This is a genomic window from Paenibacillus baekrokdamisoli, from assembly GCF_003945345.1.
GTDB lineage: Bacteria > Bacillota > Bacilli > Paenibacillales > Paenibacillaceae > Paenibacillus_Z > Paenibacillus_Z baekrokdamisoli.
The window spans coordinates 3,508,956-3,525,585 of sequence record NZ_AP019308.1 but is presented as its reverse complement, the minus strand read 5'-3'; the positions used below and the strand labels follow the sequence as shown (position 1 = coordinate 3,525,585).

Sequence of the window (16,630 nt, the reverse complement as noted above, 5' to 3'; positions counted from 1 at the left end):
AAAGGAGCTTCGTGACAATAATGTTACAACTGGACGCGAGCTGGAATAGGAGATATCGATGCAGATTCTAATTGCAGATGATGAACGAGATATGCTGAAAATTTTAAGAGCCTATTTTGAAAAGGAAGGCTATAAAGTGTTTGAGGCCGAGGATGGAGAGAAGGCTCTGGAGATCTTTTACCGGGAGAAAATCGATTTGGCCATCTTAGACTGGATGATGCCGAAGGTGAATGGCCTTGAGGTATGTATGGAGATCAAGGCGCGTTCTGACAAGAAGGTCTTGATTCTTACCGCGAAAAGCGAGCAGGAGGATGAATTAAAGGCTCTGCATATTGGCGCGGACGAATTCATCCGTAAACCCTTCCACCCCAAAATTCTAGTTCTTCGTGTGAAGAAGCTGTTGGGGGATGAAAAGGATATTCATTACCACAATATCCGAATAGCTCTGGAAGGCAATAAGCTGTACCTTGATGGACGCGATGTACAAGCGACGAAAACGGAGTTCGAGCTCATGCATTGTCTGGTTCGGAACAAAGGGAATATTCTCACGAGGCATCAACTGCTGGATTTGGTATGGGGGCTTGATTATTTTGGCGATGAACGGACAGTAGATACGCATATTCGAAGATTGCGGGCGAAGGTGGGAGAAGCCGTGATCAAGACAAACAGAGGTCTAGGGTACAGTGTGGAGGGAGCACATGAATAAGCTGGGGAGAAAACTCTTCGTGAGTATTTCACTCGCCATCGTATTCATCTTCGTCATCTTAGCCATCCTCGCAAATGTCTTTTTGCCCAAGTACTATATCTTCAAAACCAAGGAAAAGCTAGGACAAGTCACAGAATCGATTGAACAGATGCCAATGAAGAAGTTCCTAGCTGCGCTTCCGCAGCTGGAGGCTAAGTATAACCTGACGATTGTTTACGCTGCTATGCCGGGGAATGTGAATCAATTAAATGAAGCGCTATTGCAGCAATTATCTAATAAGAGAGTCACCTTGAATAAGTTTTGGATCACTAGTGAGTCTCTCGCCAAGGTGCAAGCCGGTCATCAGGTGAATAAGATTTATGATCAAGGGAAGTTGAAATCGAGCTTTTATGCGAGGTTCATCCAAAAGGATCACAACATCGTGCTTATTGGTCTATCAATGGCTTACTTGCATGACACGATCCAGATCATGAATGAATTCATACTCTATTTGGGAATTATTTCGATCCTGATCATGGTTGTTATCGTCTGGATATTGTCGTATCGGATTACGAGACCTCTTCAAGAGTTGGGGGAAGCTGCGAAGGAGATTTCAGAGCTTAAGTTCAAGCAAGTCCACATTCATACTGGGGATGAGATTGAAGAATTGGCTGTGAGCATTAATACGATGAGTCATAAATTGCATACAGCGCATCAGGATTTAACAAGAAAGAATCAGAGCTTAAAGCTGTTCATGTCAGATATTACCCATGAGTTGAAAACGCCAATTTCGTTAATTCAAGCCTATGCGGAGGGGATGAAGGATGGGTTGGATGATGGGAGCTACACGGATACGATTCTGCGGCAGACCGATAGCATCACGAGGCTGATTGATGAATTATTGAATGTTGCAAAGATCGAACAAAATGCGTTAGAGCGAACTGTCTTTTCTTTCAGTCCTCTCTTTCATGCTTGTGCCGAGAAATTCGAGATTAAGCTGCAATCGAAACAGATCTCACTTCTGATTCAAGAAGAACCAGCAGCTGCGGCTTCTCTCATCTACGCGGACCCAGACAAGATTCGAATAGTAGTGAATAATCTTCTGAGCAATGCCATGAAGTATACAACGAATCAACAGATTGAAATATCCTTACAGCTGCGAGGAGAGGAACTCTTATTTCATATGAAGAATGGGATCGAACAGATGATTGATGATATACATAAAATCTGGGAGCCCTTCTACGTGCTCGAGCAGTCTCGGAGCAAAGAAATTTCAGGGACTGGCCTTGGGCTCGCAATTGTGAAGGCGATTTTGGATCAGCATGAGTACCGATATGAAGCTGCTGTTGATGGTCAACACATTCACTTTTACGTGTATATGAAGATAAACAACTCTCCTACCGCTTAGGCAGCAAGAGAGTTGTTTGTTCATTTATCTAATACGCAGAAACATCGAAGGTGCTTGCAGCTTTCCCATTCATAACAACAGCTGTCTTAGCTTTAATAGTCTGCTGGTTGTATGCAAAATCCTGCGTGGAATAATTAACGATGACCTTCAAATTATCACCAAATGAGGTGCTCTGCACCAAACGATCCTTCGATAGAATTTGAAAGTCGGTCATAGGCTGGGTGATCGCCTTTTCATGGAAAGGACTCCATACCTTCAGATAAGAGGTGATCATCGCTTTATTCGTTTTCCAGCTATCCTTATCAATATGATAGAGGGGAGGAACGTTGTATAGCAGCTCTGACAGCATCCGATTTCCTACCTCACCTTTAATCTTGAGACTGCCCCATTCCCAGTGATGTGTGGTTATGACGGAATCGTTATAGACAAGCTTGTATAAGGGCAGGTTATAGACAGGATCGATATAGATGCGTTTGTATTGCTCTTTTATCGGTACCGACTTGCTATAGCGCTCGGGTGTTTCACCCGCTGGCGACCAATATCCTCCTACATAATAAGGACTTGTCTTGTTCTCTCGCATATCGGGGTCTGACCACTCAATAACGGGGGTCTCGATCCCATGGGCAAAAGCGATCGTGGAGCTCGCAAAGTCATTACCACCCTCTGACCCAATGACCATATTCTTGTCCTCGCTAATGTAACGCATCCGCTCTAACCGTGCCGCTAAATCTTGACTCGCGGTTGTTGGGTGACGCTTCGAATAGTCATCATATATTTCCCCAGTTGCATCACAATCAATGAACCACGAGTTGAAAGCAATGCCATCTTGTAGAATCCCGTTGACGCGCTGCTTAACGCTAGGGAGAGATAAGGTTGGATTCAGTTTTCTTCCTCGTCCTAAGAAGCCTTTAATCTTCTCCCCTTTTTTATTCTCAATCGTGGCCGTGTCATAGAGGCTGCTGTCTTCAAAGGAAGCCGTGTTCCAATCCGTGCTCGCATTCTGCTGGATGGAATGATAAGAATCATAGGGACCGATTAGGTAGCCAAGCTGATTGGCTTCCTTGACCATGGCAGGATTCTTGAGACCGTTTGCCCAGTTGGGTAAGCCGATCCACGCTTTCTGAATACCGGATTCATGCATATCCTTCAGGATATCTGTAGATGCCTCTTCTCCCCACTGATCGATAGGATCGACGATGTCCTGAAGCACACTTTTCAATAAGCCTTTGTTAAAGCTGTATAATTCCTGCTCACTTAAGCGAGGGACTCCTTTATTCAAGAGCGTCTGCGTGTCTTTGTCCAGATGTGTAAACAAGCCTTTGTTATATAATTGCGGCAAAGTTAGGACATTATTCAAAGCTGCGGTAAAGGTCTGCTTCTGATATTTATCCATATATCCGTTCTTTTTGATTTCCTGCAGCATGCTTGTCAGCTCTTTAGAACCATCTTCTCCATATTGGCCTAAAAGCTGGTTCACCCACTGGAGCAAGGGGCCGTTAATCACAGGAATGAGCTTCTGCCAGTGAATATTGTCTTGTGTAAGCACCTGGCTATTCCATAAGTAGATGTGCGGCGCACCATATAGCTTGGTAACATTCGGATTAGCAACCGCTTTGTCCTGAAGTGTCTTGAATTCCCCATGCTCTTGAATATACGCGCGATAGGTTGTCGCAATCTGAACGGGATCATTCTTCGTCACATATAATCGGAATCCGTATGTCTTATTGGGATTAATGGAAGGGAACTCATGAGTAACACTCATTCGAATCGCCGGATCTGTATTAAAATGAATCGTGTCATTATACATGTCGTCGGCAATGTACAAGATGGAGAAATTCTTCTTGTTCACAGCGAAGAACCGCATGGAGAAGCTTTCGATGAAATTCAAATCCGATTCCGCTAAAAATTTTTTCCAATAGGGATCCTGACTAGGAATGAATTTCCCCTCACCTAAAGGCAGCATATAACTGTCCCCTTGGACTTTTGGCCATTCAAATTGCTCGGCTCCTGTAGAAGTAAATGAGACATGCAAGTAATCGTCTTTCTTCTCCACGGCAACATTCATTTGTGCTCTTGGGTAACTCCACGAGACGGAGTCATTGGTTTTCTTGAGATTCAATACTTCTTGCTTCGGCAGGGGGAGAGAGACACTTTCCTTCACCCCTTCATGTTCCATCATTAACTCTGCTGTCTCTGGATGAACGTCAAAGGTGAAATCATTCCCTTTCACATTAACATTCGAGGGGGGATTACCGGTTGCTGCAGCTTGCTGCTGTTCGGTTGGTGTCTGCTCAGATCGCAGAGCCGGCAGGGTGAATACGGTAGCAAGTACTACGACGAGAATAGCAATTACCGTGCCGGTGGTTTTCTTTTTGTTCACTTCTGTTTCCTCCTTCTCTTTCTTCACACCCTCATTCTAGAACTGCATTGTGACATGAATGTTACAGGGAGGTGGGGGGACAGAAAGAGAATGGCACGCCGGTAGCGGAGGTGGCACGAGGGCTGAAGATCACTAAGCTTTTGCAAGCTTCTGCGAGTTCCCCTAAAAAAAAATATGCCGCTACTTAAGATACTATTCACCTCTTTGCAGTTATAGGTGAAAAATTTGTCGAATTTCATCCCTCAAAAAGAGTTCAAATTTACTATTATTTAATGGTGAATATTGTTATAAAATTATTGATGTTCAATATAGTTAACTGTTATAATAAATAAAATTTTGGAGGAAATGTATGAAAAAAGGAAGTAACAAAGTGGCATCAATCGTACTCGGATCAGCTCTTCTTATGTCTCTCGGTGGGCCTGCATTTGCAGAAACTCCAAATAATTCAACTATCTCGCAGGAGGTTAATTATTCAAAAGAAGAACGTGACAAAGCGATTGTCGATCAATTAAAGAAGGAAATGCAGGCAGCACAGTCTAATTTCCCTGCCCAAAATCAAAGACTTCAATCTCTCCATCAACCGAAAGTAGAACCATTAATCGCAATCAATAGTAGTGGGGAAGTCGATTTATTAAGAGCTACATGGGGTGATGCAGCAATAACTTTGCGTATAGCGGGTCTACCCATGACCTGCGATTTCTTAATTTTTTCTTTGGATGATCATCCCGTTGACTTGTCTTATCCTGCAAACAGTAACTATAGTAACAAAGTTCATGCAGCTCCGGCTATGAATACATTTATTACAGATTTTAAAAAACGTCTTCCATCTACTGGAAGCTTCTATTCTGAATCAACAAGCTTAGCTTTGAATTCACCTACTGACATTTATCTTTCTCTTCACAATGTCCAAGTTTTAACTGCAGCAGAAAAAGTGAATGGGGTATGGACTATCTATACAAGGGTATACGATTTGTATAATTTTGAATATTGGAATTATGATGCCGCTCATAGTGTTCCTGCCAAATTTGTGACTCTTGTAAACAATTCAGCTGTGAGATCTCAAGAGATAGGTGCAATTGTGCCTTATAACGTTACTTTCTTTATGCAAGATACAAAATAATCTCATTTATGTTAAAATAGTTGGAGTCAATATTGACTCCAACTATTTCCTCTTTTCAAAAACATCGTAAGAGGTGAGCAGCTATTAAAATTTTTAAAATTGGCGTCTTCTGTCTCCTGTTGTTTTCATTAGTTGGATGCTTTAACATTATTGAAGATTATCGAGACACAACAGATGATGTTATTGTTTTACCGAATGATTATCGTCTATTTAAAGGGAATTCTGAATTGCATTATATTGCAAAGAAGCAAGATCATTCACCTATTGTTGCCGAATCAAATGTTTATATGATTGGATGGAATGATCGATATGTCTTGTATAAAAGAAAAATCACGGATGATTTAGAATTAGGAATACTTGATACGAAAAACGGGAAAGTAACGAAACTCTCGCTTGACAAAAATGTTTCCGACCAATTAAATGAGCTTGGGATAGAGAATATTGAGTTAAAAAATGTAAATACACTTTTTGACGAAAAAGCTAAGAAACTTGATAATTCTTGATTTTGCCTTACGAGAGCATCTATGATTGTAAGGCTTCGAGGGTCGGTCAAATCTTTTGTGTAAAATTTAGTGGTTATTCAACAGGCGTGGGTTTGACATTTACTAATTAGAGGTTAAGACATATTACGAGGTGATAAGATGTTTAAGAAATTGGTTATCCTTGCATCATTTTTAGTGGTTTTACCTCTTTCAACAGTAACCTCTTTCGCTGCTGAGCCTCTTCTTGTAACCGTTAATGAAAACGATTATCCAGCATCCCTATTTATCATAAAGGACAACCGACTTTATGGTAGTATCGAAACCGTATCCAGTATGATGGGTGCAATGTTTGGTTGGGTCTTTAAAGACAAACAATCGGTTAGTTTTGTTAGCCACTTCTCTAAAGAAGGGAACTCGGATGAGTTTTATACCTGGTTTAAAAACTCAAAAAAAGTGGAAATAAGTTCGACGCAATCTAAAGAAGAACAAATCCAGAACCTTACAATGAATAATTCTACGATCATTTCAAAAGATGGTGAGATTCTTCTTCCGCTTCGTGATTCAATTGTAGCATTAGGTAAAACGATATCCTGGGATAGGAAGACGAATGAGATAACAATTACAGGCAAGATCATCTATTAATTTGACTGCTTTACGACGACAATCGAATTGGCGGCTCTTTTTGAGGGAATACCTCAAGCCATACCCAATTCTAGTGAGCAAAAACAGCTCAATAACAACAGCGGCAGCCTAAAACATAAATGTTTTAGGCTGCCGCTGTGTTTTATTCGGGGTGATTTAATTCATATTATTGCTTTTATGAATCAAGCTTCGCCGCTTGGGTCATTATCACGTTTGCGGGCAGTCATCTGCTGCCAGACCGAGCCTGCAGCTTCCTCGCCGCGTTCGATTCGCTCAAGCGCGATGCTCGCTTGCAGGCTGACCTCGAATTCAGGGTCAGCCGCAGCAACCTGAAGTGCGGGGATTGCTGTCTCATCCCCGGCTTCATAGAGAAAACGAGCTGCCCGCCAGCGGACGAGCTTGTTGCGGTCTTTGAGCGCCTCGATCATCGGACCGGTTGCAGCCGGATCGCCTAGATCGGATAGTGTATCGCCTGCCGTACGGCGTACGGAGGCAGAGGAATCGCGCAAGGCAGCGAATAGATGCGGCATGGCCTCGGCACTGCGCAGCTCACCGAGATAGACGACGGCTAGTCTCCGGATGGAGACGTTGTCGTCGGTGATGGCTTGCGCCAGCAGCGGCAGCATGCTTAGTTCAGGCGATGTGCGTGATAACGCCTCGTAGCGGTCGCTCCACTCTGGCGAAGCAAGGCGTGCGGCAAGTTCCTCTGCCGTAAGCGGTGCTGGCCGCACGGGAGCAGCTGGCGTAGTTCCTTCGCCGCTGACGTCCTTGCCCTGTGCAAGCGCGGCAGCAACAAGCTCATTCAGCCGTTCCTGCGGATAAGCGGCTTCGAGCTCACGGACGAGCTCAGCTGCGATGTCATCCGGCTCGCCATAACGTACACCGAGCTCCTCAAGCTTGCGCTCGCGAATCATAGAAGCGGCAGCCGCGGACGTCACCGCTTCCGTGAAAGCCGCAGGCATCGCCGCGCGTACCTCGCGATCGCCAATACGCACACGCACCTGCATCGGAATGCCGCGATACAGCTGCACGAACCCATGCGCTTCGCCGAAGCTGTCCATCGCGCCCGCAGCCGCGGCGCTATCCGCTGCTCCGGCGTCACCGCTTTGCAGGACTGTCCGCGCCGCTGCTAAGATGCGCTCCCAGTCTGCGCCCGGCTTACGGTCGAGCGCGATAAAATCCGCCGTGCGGAACAAGCCGCGCACGCCGTCAATCGCAAGCAAGCTGCGCAGTGGCTCAGATATATTCCTTGCGCCTGCTGTGCCAACTGCAGTTTCGTTCAAATCTGCCGTCTTGAGACTAAAGCGTTGACCTGGGGGCAGTTTCTCATCGACGTTCAGCTTCATCGTATTCGGACTTGGTGTTGGCTCTATTCCAATTAATATCATCCTATTAATCCTCCGGTATCTATTCTTTTTTCCTTCTGTTATTTCAATTTTAAACCAAAACTGAGAAGTAAACCACTTGGTGCCAGATTCATGGCAGATCGTTTGCTTATTCGCTTGAGCCTTGGTATCGTTAAAGGTATAGAGGTTGTTATTCAGATAGGAGACAAACTATGCGTTTCGAAAACCTTGACCCTACTGCTACCGTGAAGTCTTTCAAAGAACTTAGACAATGGCGCCGTGAGCGCGCTGTGAAGATGAAGCTGAAGGATTATTCGTTCGCCGTTCCCGCAGTGAAGCCTGATATTGCTTATTTACAAGAGAACAAACATCAGCCATCTTTAACATGGATTGGGCATTCGACGTTTCTGATTCAACATTCCGGACTTAATATTATTACGGATCCCGTATGGGCGGAGAAGTTGGGTTTTCAAAAGAGACTTTCTCAGCCCGGACTTCCCATCACGGATATTCCACCTATAGACGTCGTCCTTATTTCCCATTCTCATTATGATCATCTGCACATCGGTTCACTCAAGCAGCTGTCAGGAGGTAAGACTCTTATCGTGCCGATTGGCTTAGCAGATAAGATGCGCAGCAAGGGCTTCTCTTCCGTCATCGAATTAGATTGGTGGGAATCGGCTACAATTGGCGGGGTCGAATTTACGTTTGTTCCTTCACAGCATTGGACTCGCCGCACACTGCTGGATATGAACCGTTCGCATTGGGGCGGTTACATCATCAACTCATCAAGTGAATATGATGTGATGAAGGCAGCGGCGAAAGCTTCTATTACAAGCGCCAACACAATCAAGGTACAGCTGACAGCTAATGATAATTCCACAAGTACTTCTCTCGGGGAATGCCCAACGATTTACTTTGCAGGAGACAGCGGATATTTTGATGGCTTCAAGCAAATTGGAGAACGATTCCGCATCGATATTGCACTTATGCCAATTGGCGCATATGACCCGGAGTGGTTTATGGGTCCGCAGCATGTGACGCCCGAACAAGCATTGCAGGCTTTTGAAGATACAGGAGCAGGTTGGTTCGTTCCTATGCATTACGGCTCATTCCGACTGGCTGACGATACCCCGCGGGAAGCGCTGGATCGGCTTGAAGCAGAACGGGCTAAGCGACAGATTGTTCCAGCAAGGGTTGTTAAGCTGCAGCATGGTGAAACATGGCGCTTAAATGAAAACTAAAACTAGCTTAAGAGCGTGGGATTAATACACACTCTTGTGTTATAATGGTGCGATGAATAAGATCTTCGAGTGAAGGACGGGATTACTTACAATGATTAGCACAAGCGGTATAACGCTTCGATACGGTAAGCGTGCGCTATTTGAAGATGTGAATATTAAGTTCACACCAGGCAACTGTTATGGTTTGATCGGTGCAAACGGAGCTGGCAAATCTACCTTCCTGAAAATTTTGTCCGGCGAGGTTGAGCAGTCTCATGGTGAAGTACACATTACGCCAGGTGAGCGACTTGCAGTCTTGAAACAGAACCATTATGAGTACGATGAGAATCTCGTACTTGAGACGGTTATCATGGGCCACAAGAAGCTGTTTGAAGTGATGAAAGAGAAAGATGCAATCTACGCCAAAGCAGAGTTTACCGATGAAGACGGTATGCGCGCGGGCGAGCTGGAAGCAGAATTCGCTGATATGAACGGCTGGGAAGCCGAATCCGAAGCAGCAGGAATGCTGAATGGACTTGGCATCACGCCAGACCTGCATGACAAGAAGATGTCGGAGCTTTCCGGTAACGAGAAAGTTCGCGTCTTGCTTGCACAAGCTTTGTTCGGTGCTCCGAATATTCTGCTGCTCGATGAGCCTACCAACCACTTGGACATGGAATCGATTCATTGGCTTGAGGATTTCTTGGGCAACTATGAAGGTACCGTTATCGTAGTATCCCATGATAGGCATTTCTTGAACCAAGTTTGTACACATATTGCGGATATCGATTTCGGTAAAATCCAAATGTATGTCGGTAACTACGACTTCTGGTACGAGTCCAGCCAATTGGCGCTATCGCTAATGCGGGATTCGAACAAGAAGAAGGATGAGAAGATTAAAGAGCTGCAGGCGTTTATTCAACGTTTCAGCGCGAACAAATCCAAATCCAAGCAAGCTACTTCCCGTAAGAAGCTTCTTGATAAAATCTCGCTGGACGACATTCGTCCATCCAACCGTAAGTACCCGTTCATCAACTTCAAGCCAGAGCGTGAAGCAGGCAAGCAATTGCTGTTAACGGAAGGTTTAACAAAGTCTGTTGATGGTGTTAAGCTGATCGACAACCTGACGCTTGCCATTAATAAAGGCGACAAAATCGCCCTAGTTGGCCCGCATACACTTCCGAAAACCATTCTATTCCAGCTGCTTACAGGGGAATTAGAGCCGGATGCAGGAACATTCTCATGGGGCATTACAACGTCGCAGGCTTATTTTCCGAAGGATAATGCGCAGTACTTTGATGGCGTAGATATGAACCTGGTTGACTGGCTTCGCCAATATTCCAAGGAGCAAGATGAGAGCTTTATTCGTGGCTTCCTTGGACGTATGCTGTTCTCCGGTGACGAAGCGCTTAAGAAGGCAAGCGTGCTCTCCGGTGGCGAGAAGGTTCGTTGTATGCTGTCCAAAATGATGCTGTCGAGCTCGAACGTTCTTTTGATGGACGAACCGACGAACCATTTGGATCTCGAATCCATTACGGCATTGAATAACGGATTAATTGATTTTGATGGTACGCTGATCTTCACCTCGCATGACCAACAGTTCGTTCAAACGATTGCGAATCGGATCATCGAAATTACGCCTACCGGGATCATCGACCGGATTATGCCTTATGATGAGTACCTCGAAAGCGCAGAAGTCAAAGGGCTTCGCGAGCGCATGTATCCAGCTGAATAATAACAATGAAGCAGAGACTGTTCCCTCACGTAGAAGTTTACTAGAGGGTACCAGTCTCTTTTGTTTAAAACGCGAATAGAATCAAGGTAAAAGAGCGGCACGTGCGTGACCCTATCCCCTAGTTTGTGATAAACTTATAGAGCAACTTAGATTGGGTTAGAAAAGAGGAGGCGATTCTGATGTCCTTTTTAGATAAAATCAAACAAGGTGCATCCGATGCTGCAAAGAAAGCGTCGCAGACTGTAGAGATCACCAAGATAAAATCACAGATTTCTGGCAAAGAAAAGGATCAAGACAAAGTTTATCACCAGATTGGGTTGTCTATCTATCGCTCTCATCAAGAGGGAAATGTTGCGAATTCCGAGAATGAAGTTATGAGCTGCTGTCAGCAGCTGGATGAGCTGCAATCTGATATTCAAATGCTAGAAGAGCGAATTAAGATGATTCGCTTCGAGAAAACCTGTACCTGTGGCAAAGTGGTCGCGCTGGATACTCGCTTTTGTCCAGATTGCGGTACACAGCTTCCGCAGGAGCCAAGACCAGATTCAACCGTTGGCGAAATACGCGTTATCTGCAGCAAATGCCAGACTGAAAATGAGCTAAATACCAAAATTTGCTACGTTTGCGGTTCAGAGTTCTCTGGAGGCTCTGATGCTTATACAGACCAGCATGGGCAATAGCAGGAAGAAGAGATTAAGAAGGTCAGAGAGCAGGTAGTCACCAGTGCTGTAGGATGCATAGGTAGACTGCCTGTTTTTTTTACATACAAGAAAGTATAAGTTTCTCCATACTTTGCTTCTATTTCAGAGGAAAAAAACGAAAAGGGGATCATTAAATGTCCGAAAATGTGAAGCAGACGGCAGAGTCACTTGTTTTTACTAGGCAGGAAAAGCAGCAGCTGCGGCATCGTCCTATTATTAAAGGAAGCGTGAAATTGAGAACTCATACGGATCCGGAGCATGTTGATGCGGTTGCTTTTGTAGAAGGAAAAGATTTTATTGTCGATTACGATTCTGGAGTTATCGTTAGAGCGGAGGGAAGCAGCATTCTGGATTGGTCTGACCATGTGTTATATGAAAAGGTGAATTTTGATCATACCCTGTTTGATGATTACAGTAACCGCAATTTCACCGTATTTATTGATTATGAGTATGAGCTGGATAGGGATGCAGCAAAGGCTGGATTCGGCAATGCTGCTAGTCATTTTTTGAAGAATACGATCAATAAGCTTCAATCCGGACAAGAAGCCGTCTATGTGGTTTATGGCGATAGTATCAGTACAGGCGGAGAAGCAAGCGAAGAGCGGTATGCTTATTTCCAGCGTTTAGCCAATCGTCTCTCGACCTTAAGTCCAGCAGGGAACGTTCGTGTTGTGAATAAAGCGATCGGAGGAGAGACGAGTACTGGAGGATCAGCTCGTGTAGAGCAAGATGTTGTGGCTAATCATCCGGATCTGCTGACAATAGGGTACGGCATGAATGACCAGAACCTATTTGAGGGGAAAGTGGCTGTACCGCTCCATGACTATGAGCAAAATATACGAAATATTATTGAAGCGACCCTTCGAAACGGTGAAACGGATATCGTGTTGGTTACTCCTTGCGAGCCGAATCCATTATGGAAGCACACAAGCGGTCAAGTAGGTGAATTTGCCCAGGTTCTTCGTCGCTTGGGAGTGGAGTATAAAATCGGTGTTGCAGACGTTAATGAGATATGGAAAATTGAATTGAATGCAGGTAAAACGCCAGAAAGCCTGCTGCTTAACAATATTAACCATCCGAATGATTACGGGCATTGGTTGTATGAGCAAGCATTTAATTATTTAATTGAGGGCACAGGAGCTCATACATAAGCCGGGGAGAGGCCGCTTCATTTTTTCTGCAGATGTCGCAAAATATTTTTTTTATTTTAGTGTTGCAACCGTCATGTAGGGGGTATATATAGGAGAGCCCAGAGATTGTTGCTCTCATTGTTACCCAAAGAACTCTAATCGTGCTTAATAAAAAAGGAGGCGTTTATTTGCTCTTACCTGTGGAATCCAAACAAATATCATTCTGTTCCTATGATGAGACGGAGTCAACCTTGCAATTGTACTATCACACTGGAGAAATTGTCGTTGTTCCGTCTGTTCATCAAAGTGATTACCAGTCTATCCTTCATTCGGCGAATCGGTATGATACTCTAATGGAAGTAACACAAAAGGGTCAAACAGATGATGTATTGGGTGTCGTTGTTCCCGAGATGGGAGCGCCCGCAGTGCAAGACATCTAGGTAACGTTAAAGAACAACTTCTAATTAATTTAAGATGAACATTCCTTCATTCACGACTTTTTATTATTCCTAAGGTGGAGATTTCGTTTGGATAGGTAAACATTGGTGTAACTTACCAGACTGTGAAGGCTATCCTATAAAATAGTACTTAAGTCATAGAATCGGGACAATAAAGTCGAGCATTTCTCAAAAGAAATCGAGGCCGCAATGCTTGTATATAGAAGGCTTAAATAGCTCGCAAACAAGGGACGTCTTATGAGAGACGTCTTTTTTGTGCTGTCTTCCTAGTGACTCATTGGTACTTAGCTTGATGTTCTTCACGAACTACGCAGGTACCAAAGCATCGTCGTATGCGAACATCAACAAAGATAAAGCTGTCATTTCCCACGTTGGGATTTACTTGGGCAATGGACAAGTGCTGCATACCTACTCGACAGAGTCGGGCGGCGTTCGTACGAATGATATTACCGGTACACACTGGGAGTACCGCTTCTTATTTGGAGGAAGCGCTTTGTAGAACAGTAGTCCTGACTAATATTTAGCGGAATAAACAAAAACCAGCCCAACACGTTATTTCCGTGTTTGGACTGGTTTTTATTCAATTAGGATGTAAACCCTGCTTACTCTCTCGGCTGTCGACGGGCAACGCCGCTCTGTATGGCGGCCTGTACGACTCTACGGCGAACCTCTTCCACGACACGTTGATTGAATACGCTAGGCACAATATAGAGCGGGCTTAGCTCATCAGCGCTTATGACGGCTGCGATTGCTTCAGCTGCTGCCAGCTTCATCTCCTCATTGATAACGGAGGCGCGACAATCGAGCGCACCTCGGAATATGCCAGGAAAGCAGAGAACATTATTAATTTGATTCGGATAATCCGATCTTCCCGTCGCGAAGACCGCAACAATATCCTCGGCTTCTTCAGGACGAATCTCGGGTTCTGGATTGGCCATTGCGAACACAATAGGCTGCTCAGCCATCGTGAGGATATAATCTCGCTTCAGTATGCCGCCAGCGGAAAGTCCAATGAAGACATCAGCATTCTGCAGAGCTTCCGTAAGTCCGCCATATAACCGTTCCTCATTCGTATGCTCCGCGTACCATTGCCACATCCCATTAGGATAATGCTTGTCGCGTGTCAATATGCCTTCCCGATCCACTCCGATAACATGGCGAGCACCACCAGCAAGCAGCATTTTCGTGCAGGCAGTACCAGCAGCTCCAATTCCACAAATGACGATGCGAGCATCTTCGATCCGGCGATCGGTTAGCTTCAGCGCATTGAGCAAGGCAGCATAGAGAACGACAGCAGTCCCGTGCTGGTCATCATGAAAGACTGGAATATCCAGCTCCTCTCGAAGGCGCTGTTCGATCTCAAAGCAGCGAGGGGAGGAGATGTCCTCTAGATTAATACCGCCGAAGCCTGGAGCGATTGCTTTGACCGCAGCAATAATACCTTCAGTATCCTGAGTATCCAAGCAGATTGGGAAAGCATCCACATCAGCAAATTGTTTAAATAGCATGGCCTTTCCTTCCATAACAGGCATAGCTGCGAAGGGACCGATGTTGCCGAGGCCGAGTACAGCGCTGCCATCCGATACGACTGCCACACAATTACGTTTGATCGTTAAAGTGAAGGCCTTGGATGGATCTTCATGGATGGCGGTGCATACTCTAGCTACCTCAGGCGTATAGACACGGGATAAATCATCCCGGTTCTGAATGGGTGTCTTAGGTTGAATCGTTATTTTACCTCCGAGATGGAGTAGAAAGGTACGGTCTGAGACGTTAACCAGGCGGATACCTGGGAGCGATTCGAATGCCTTTGCTATCTTATTGGTTGTTTCGGCTTCCCGAACCTTGACGGTTAAGTCTCGTACGGTACGGTCTCGACTTGTCTGAATGACATCGATAGCGATAATATCGCCGCCGGCACTTTCAATGGCAGTTGCAGCGGTACCAAAAAGGGTTTGCTTCGTATCGAGCTCAATACGTAATATGACCGTTTTTCCATCTAACGGCTGGTCTCTCATCTCTTACGCCTCCTTAAATGTCTACCTATGTTTACCCAGAGTAGAAAGGCCCTATGCAGGGTGAAGAGGATTGCGGGTAAAAAAAACCGTCACTGCATCAGTTGCAGGACGGCGCGTGAACATTGCATAGGGTTATATTGCTGATTGCGCTTGGTCATCAGACTGTTCCTAAATTGCACGGAAGCATAAGGCTCAAGAATGAGCTTGAACCATTTATCGATGGTTTCAGTGGAGATCAGCATTTCGCCAAAGCCGCTTGCTATGAAGTATTCACAGTTCTCTTCTTCTTGACCAGGAATCGGCTCGTAGAACAACATTGGTATACCTTTGCTAAGGCCTTCGGTACAGGTCATACCGCCCGGCTTGGTAATAAGCAGATCGGAGACATCCATAAGCTTGCTGATTTCTTTAGTAAATCCCAGCACCTTAATATTGGGATGCTGATACTGGGGATCGGCGAGCATTTTCTCCCGTGATTTATCGTTGTTGCCTACACAGTAAATAAGCTGTATGTCCTCACGATAGCGTGTCATATACTCAAGTAAATTGTCACTGTACATGATACCCCAACCGCCGCCCATAATAAGGACCGTTGGCAATGGCTTCAGACCAAATTGTGCCTGCAGCTCCACTCTGTCATGCGTTTGCCAGAAGTTCGGATGCACGGGAATGCCGGTTACTTCGATTTTGCTGCCAAGAATGCCGCGATCCGTTAGCTTCTTCTTAACCAGAGAGGTGGAGACCAAATATTTAGTCACTTCGGAGCTGGTCCAAGTCCCATGAGCATCATAATCGGTAATCAGCGTATATAAGGGAACAGGAAGCCCAAGCCGCTTCAAACGAGATACGACTGCGTTTGGGACGGGATGTGTACAGACGATTAAATCCGGCTTCAGCTGCGAGATAACCTGTGAGATATGATTATAAAATAGGCGATGCAGGGCAAGCTGGGTGAAGCGATTGAGCGATTTTTTATATTGTCTACGGTATACCATGCCTACCAGCTTAGGCTGTGTGCTAACTGTCTTACGATAAGCAGAAACAATTAAAGGACCAATAACTGGATTTAGAAAGTTACCTAGTTCAATGACTCGGGCTTGAATGTTTGGATTGAGCGCGCGTAGGCCAACGGCAAGTGCGTATGCAGCTTGTGTATGTCCGGAGCCAAAACCCTCTGAAAGCAAAAGCACTCTTTTTTTACGCAATCTTCTCACCTACTTTTCTTTCCAACTCTGGAATTGCACTCGAAGTTTCGGTTGGCGATTCAGCGAGTTCATCTTCTATTATTAAAGTCTTATTACC

15 protein-coding genes are annotated in these 16,630 nt (G+C 45.1%); 11 read left to right on the top strand and 4 right to left on the bottom strand.

Annotation, left to right across the window (positions count from 1 at the left end; genetic code table 11):
* Positions 1–58 precede the first annotated feature (58 nt).
* Both EKN16_RS15875 and EKN16_RS15870 read left to right on the top strand, forming a co-directional pair.
* Entirely contained in the window at positions 59–706 is a 648-nt protein-coding gene (locus tag EKN16_RS15875; RefSeq protein ID WP_125659059.1) for a response regulator transcription factor, read from the top strand.
* Complete coding sequence (locus EKN16_RS15870) at positions 699–2,093, top strand: HAMP domain-containing sensor histidine kinase (RefSeq protein ID WP_125659054.1); 1,395 nt, start codon at positions 699–701, stop codon at positions 2,091–2,093. The genes EKN16_RS15875 and EKN16_RS15870 overlap by 8 nt, the downstream gene beginning before the upstream one ends.
* A gap of 28 nt (positions 2,094–2,121) precedes the next feature.
* Here EKN16_RS15870 and EKN16_RS15865 read toward each other — a convergent pair whose 3' ends face one another.
* Positions 2,122–4,473, bottom strand: a complete 2,352-nt coding sequence (locus EKN16_RS15865) for a glycoside hydrolase (RefSeq protein ID WP_232016451.1) — start codon at positions 4,471–4,473, stop codon at positions 2,122–2,124.
* 349 nt (positions 4,474–4,822) lie between these two features.
* Here EKN16_RS15865 and EKN16_RS15860 point away from each other — a divergent pair, with 349 nt between their 5' ends.
* The 3 genes from EKN16_RS15860 to EKN16_RS15850 all read left to right on the top strand — a co-directional run bounded on the left by EKN16_RS15860 (position 4,823) and on the right by EKN16_RS15850 (position 6,717).
* The gene (locus EKN16_RS15860; RefSeq protein ID WP_125659051.1) at positions 4,823–5,593 is read left to right on the top strand and encodes a hypothetical protein; all 771 of its coding nucleotides are present in this window, start codon (positions 4,823–4,825) and stop codon (positions 5,591–5,593) included.
* 119 nt (positions 5,594–5,712) lie between these two features.
* A complete protein-coding gene (locus EKN16_RS15855; protein WP_125659048.1) occupies positions 5,713–6,096 on the top strand; it encodes a DUF3997 domain-containing protein in 384 nt (127 codons plus the stop codon).
* Between the two features lie 138 nt (positions 6,097–6,234).
* Entirely contained in the window at positions 6,235–6,717 is a 483-nt protein-coding gene (locus tag EKN16_RS15850) for a stalk domain-containing protein (protein ID WP_125659045.1), read from the top strand.
* Positions 6,718–6,899: 182 nt separating this feature from the next.
* Here EKN16_RS15850 and EKN16_RS15845 read toward each other — a convergent pair whose 3' ends face one another.
* Positions 6,900–8,105: a conserved virulence factor C family protein gene (locus tag EKN16_RS15845; RefSeq protein WP_125659042.1), complete on the bottom strand. Its 1,206-nt coding sequence runs from the start codon at positions 8,103–8,105 to the stop codon at positions 6,900–6,902.
* Between the two features lie 170 nt (positions 8,106–8,275).
* Between EKN16_RS15845 and EKN16_RS15840 the strand changes: the two genes are divergently transcribed.
* From EKN16_RS15840 to EKN16_RS15815, 6 genes are all read left to right on the top strand, one after another.
* Complete coding sequence (locus tag EKN16_RS15840; protein ID WP_125659039.1) at positions 8,276–9,307, top strand: MBL fold metallo-hydrolase; 1,032 nt, start codon at positions 8,276–8,278, stop codon at positions 9,305–9,307.
* A gap of 91 nt (positions 9,308–9,398) precedes the next feature.
* Positions 9,399–11,021, top strand: a complete 1,623-nt coding sequence (locus tag EKN16_RS15835; protein WP_125659036.1) for an ABC-F family ATP-binding cassette domain-containing protein — start codon at positions 9,399–9,401, stop codon at positions 11,019–11,021.
* A gap of 179 nt (positions 11,022–11,200) precedes the next feature.
* Positions 11,201–11,701, top strand: coding sequence for a zinc ribbon domain-containing protein (locus EKN16_RS15830; RefSeq protein WP_125659033.1), 501 nt, complete (start codon positions 11,201–11,203; stop codon positions 11,699–11,701).
* Between the two features lie 155 nt (positions 11,702–11,856).
* The gene (locus EKN16_RS15825) at positions 11,857–12,873 is read left to right on the top strand and encodes an SGNH/GDSL hydrolase family protein (RefSeq protein WP_125659030.1); all 1,017 of its coding nucleotides are present in this window, start codon (positions 11,857–11,859) and stop codon (positions 12,871–12,873) included.
* A gap of 167 nt (positions 12,874–13,040) precedes the next feature.
* Positions 13,041–13,292, top strand: a complete 252-nt coding sequence (locus tag EKN16_RS15820; protein ID WP_125659028.1) for a hypothetical protein — start codon at positions 13,041–13,043, stop codon at positions 13,290–13,292.
* Positions 13,293–13,587: 295 nt separating this feature from the next.
* Positions 13,588–13,809 (top strand): NlpC/P60 family protein, encoded by a 222-nt coding sequence (locus EKN16_RS15815; RefSeq protein WP_311547514.1) that lies wholly within the window; start codon positions 13,588–13,590, stop codon positions 13,807–13,809.
* 103 nt (positions 13,810–13,912) lie between these two features.
* On the opposite strand, the gene EKN16_RS15810 is transcribed toward EKN16_RS15815, so the two are convergent.
* Together EKN16_RS15810 and EKN16_RS15805 are read right to left on the bottom strand one after the other, a co-directional pair.
* Complete coding sequence (locus tag EKN16_RS15810) at positions 13,913–15,328, bottom strand: NAD-dependent malic enzyme (protein WP_125659025.1); 1,416 nt, start codon at positions 15,326–15,328, stop codon at positions 13,913–13,915.
* Positions 15,329–15,417: 89 nt separating this feature from the next.
* The gene (locus EKN16_RS15805; RefSeq protein ID WP_125659022.1) at positions 15,418–16,533 is read right to left on the bottom strand and encodes an MGDG synthase family glycosyltransferase; all 1,116 of its coding nucleotides are present in this window, start codon (positions 16,531–16,533) and stop codon (positions 15,418–15,420) included.
* Positions 16,534–16,630: the final 97 nt, after the last annotated feature.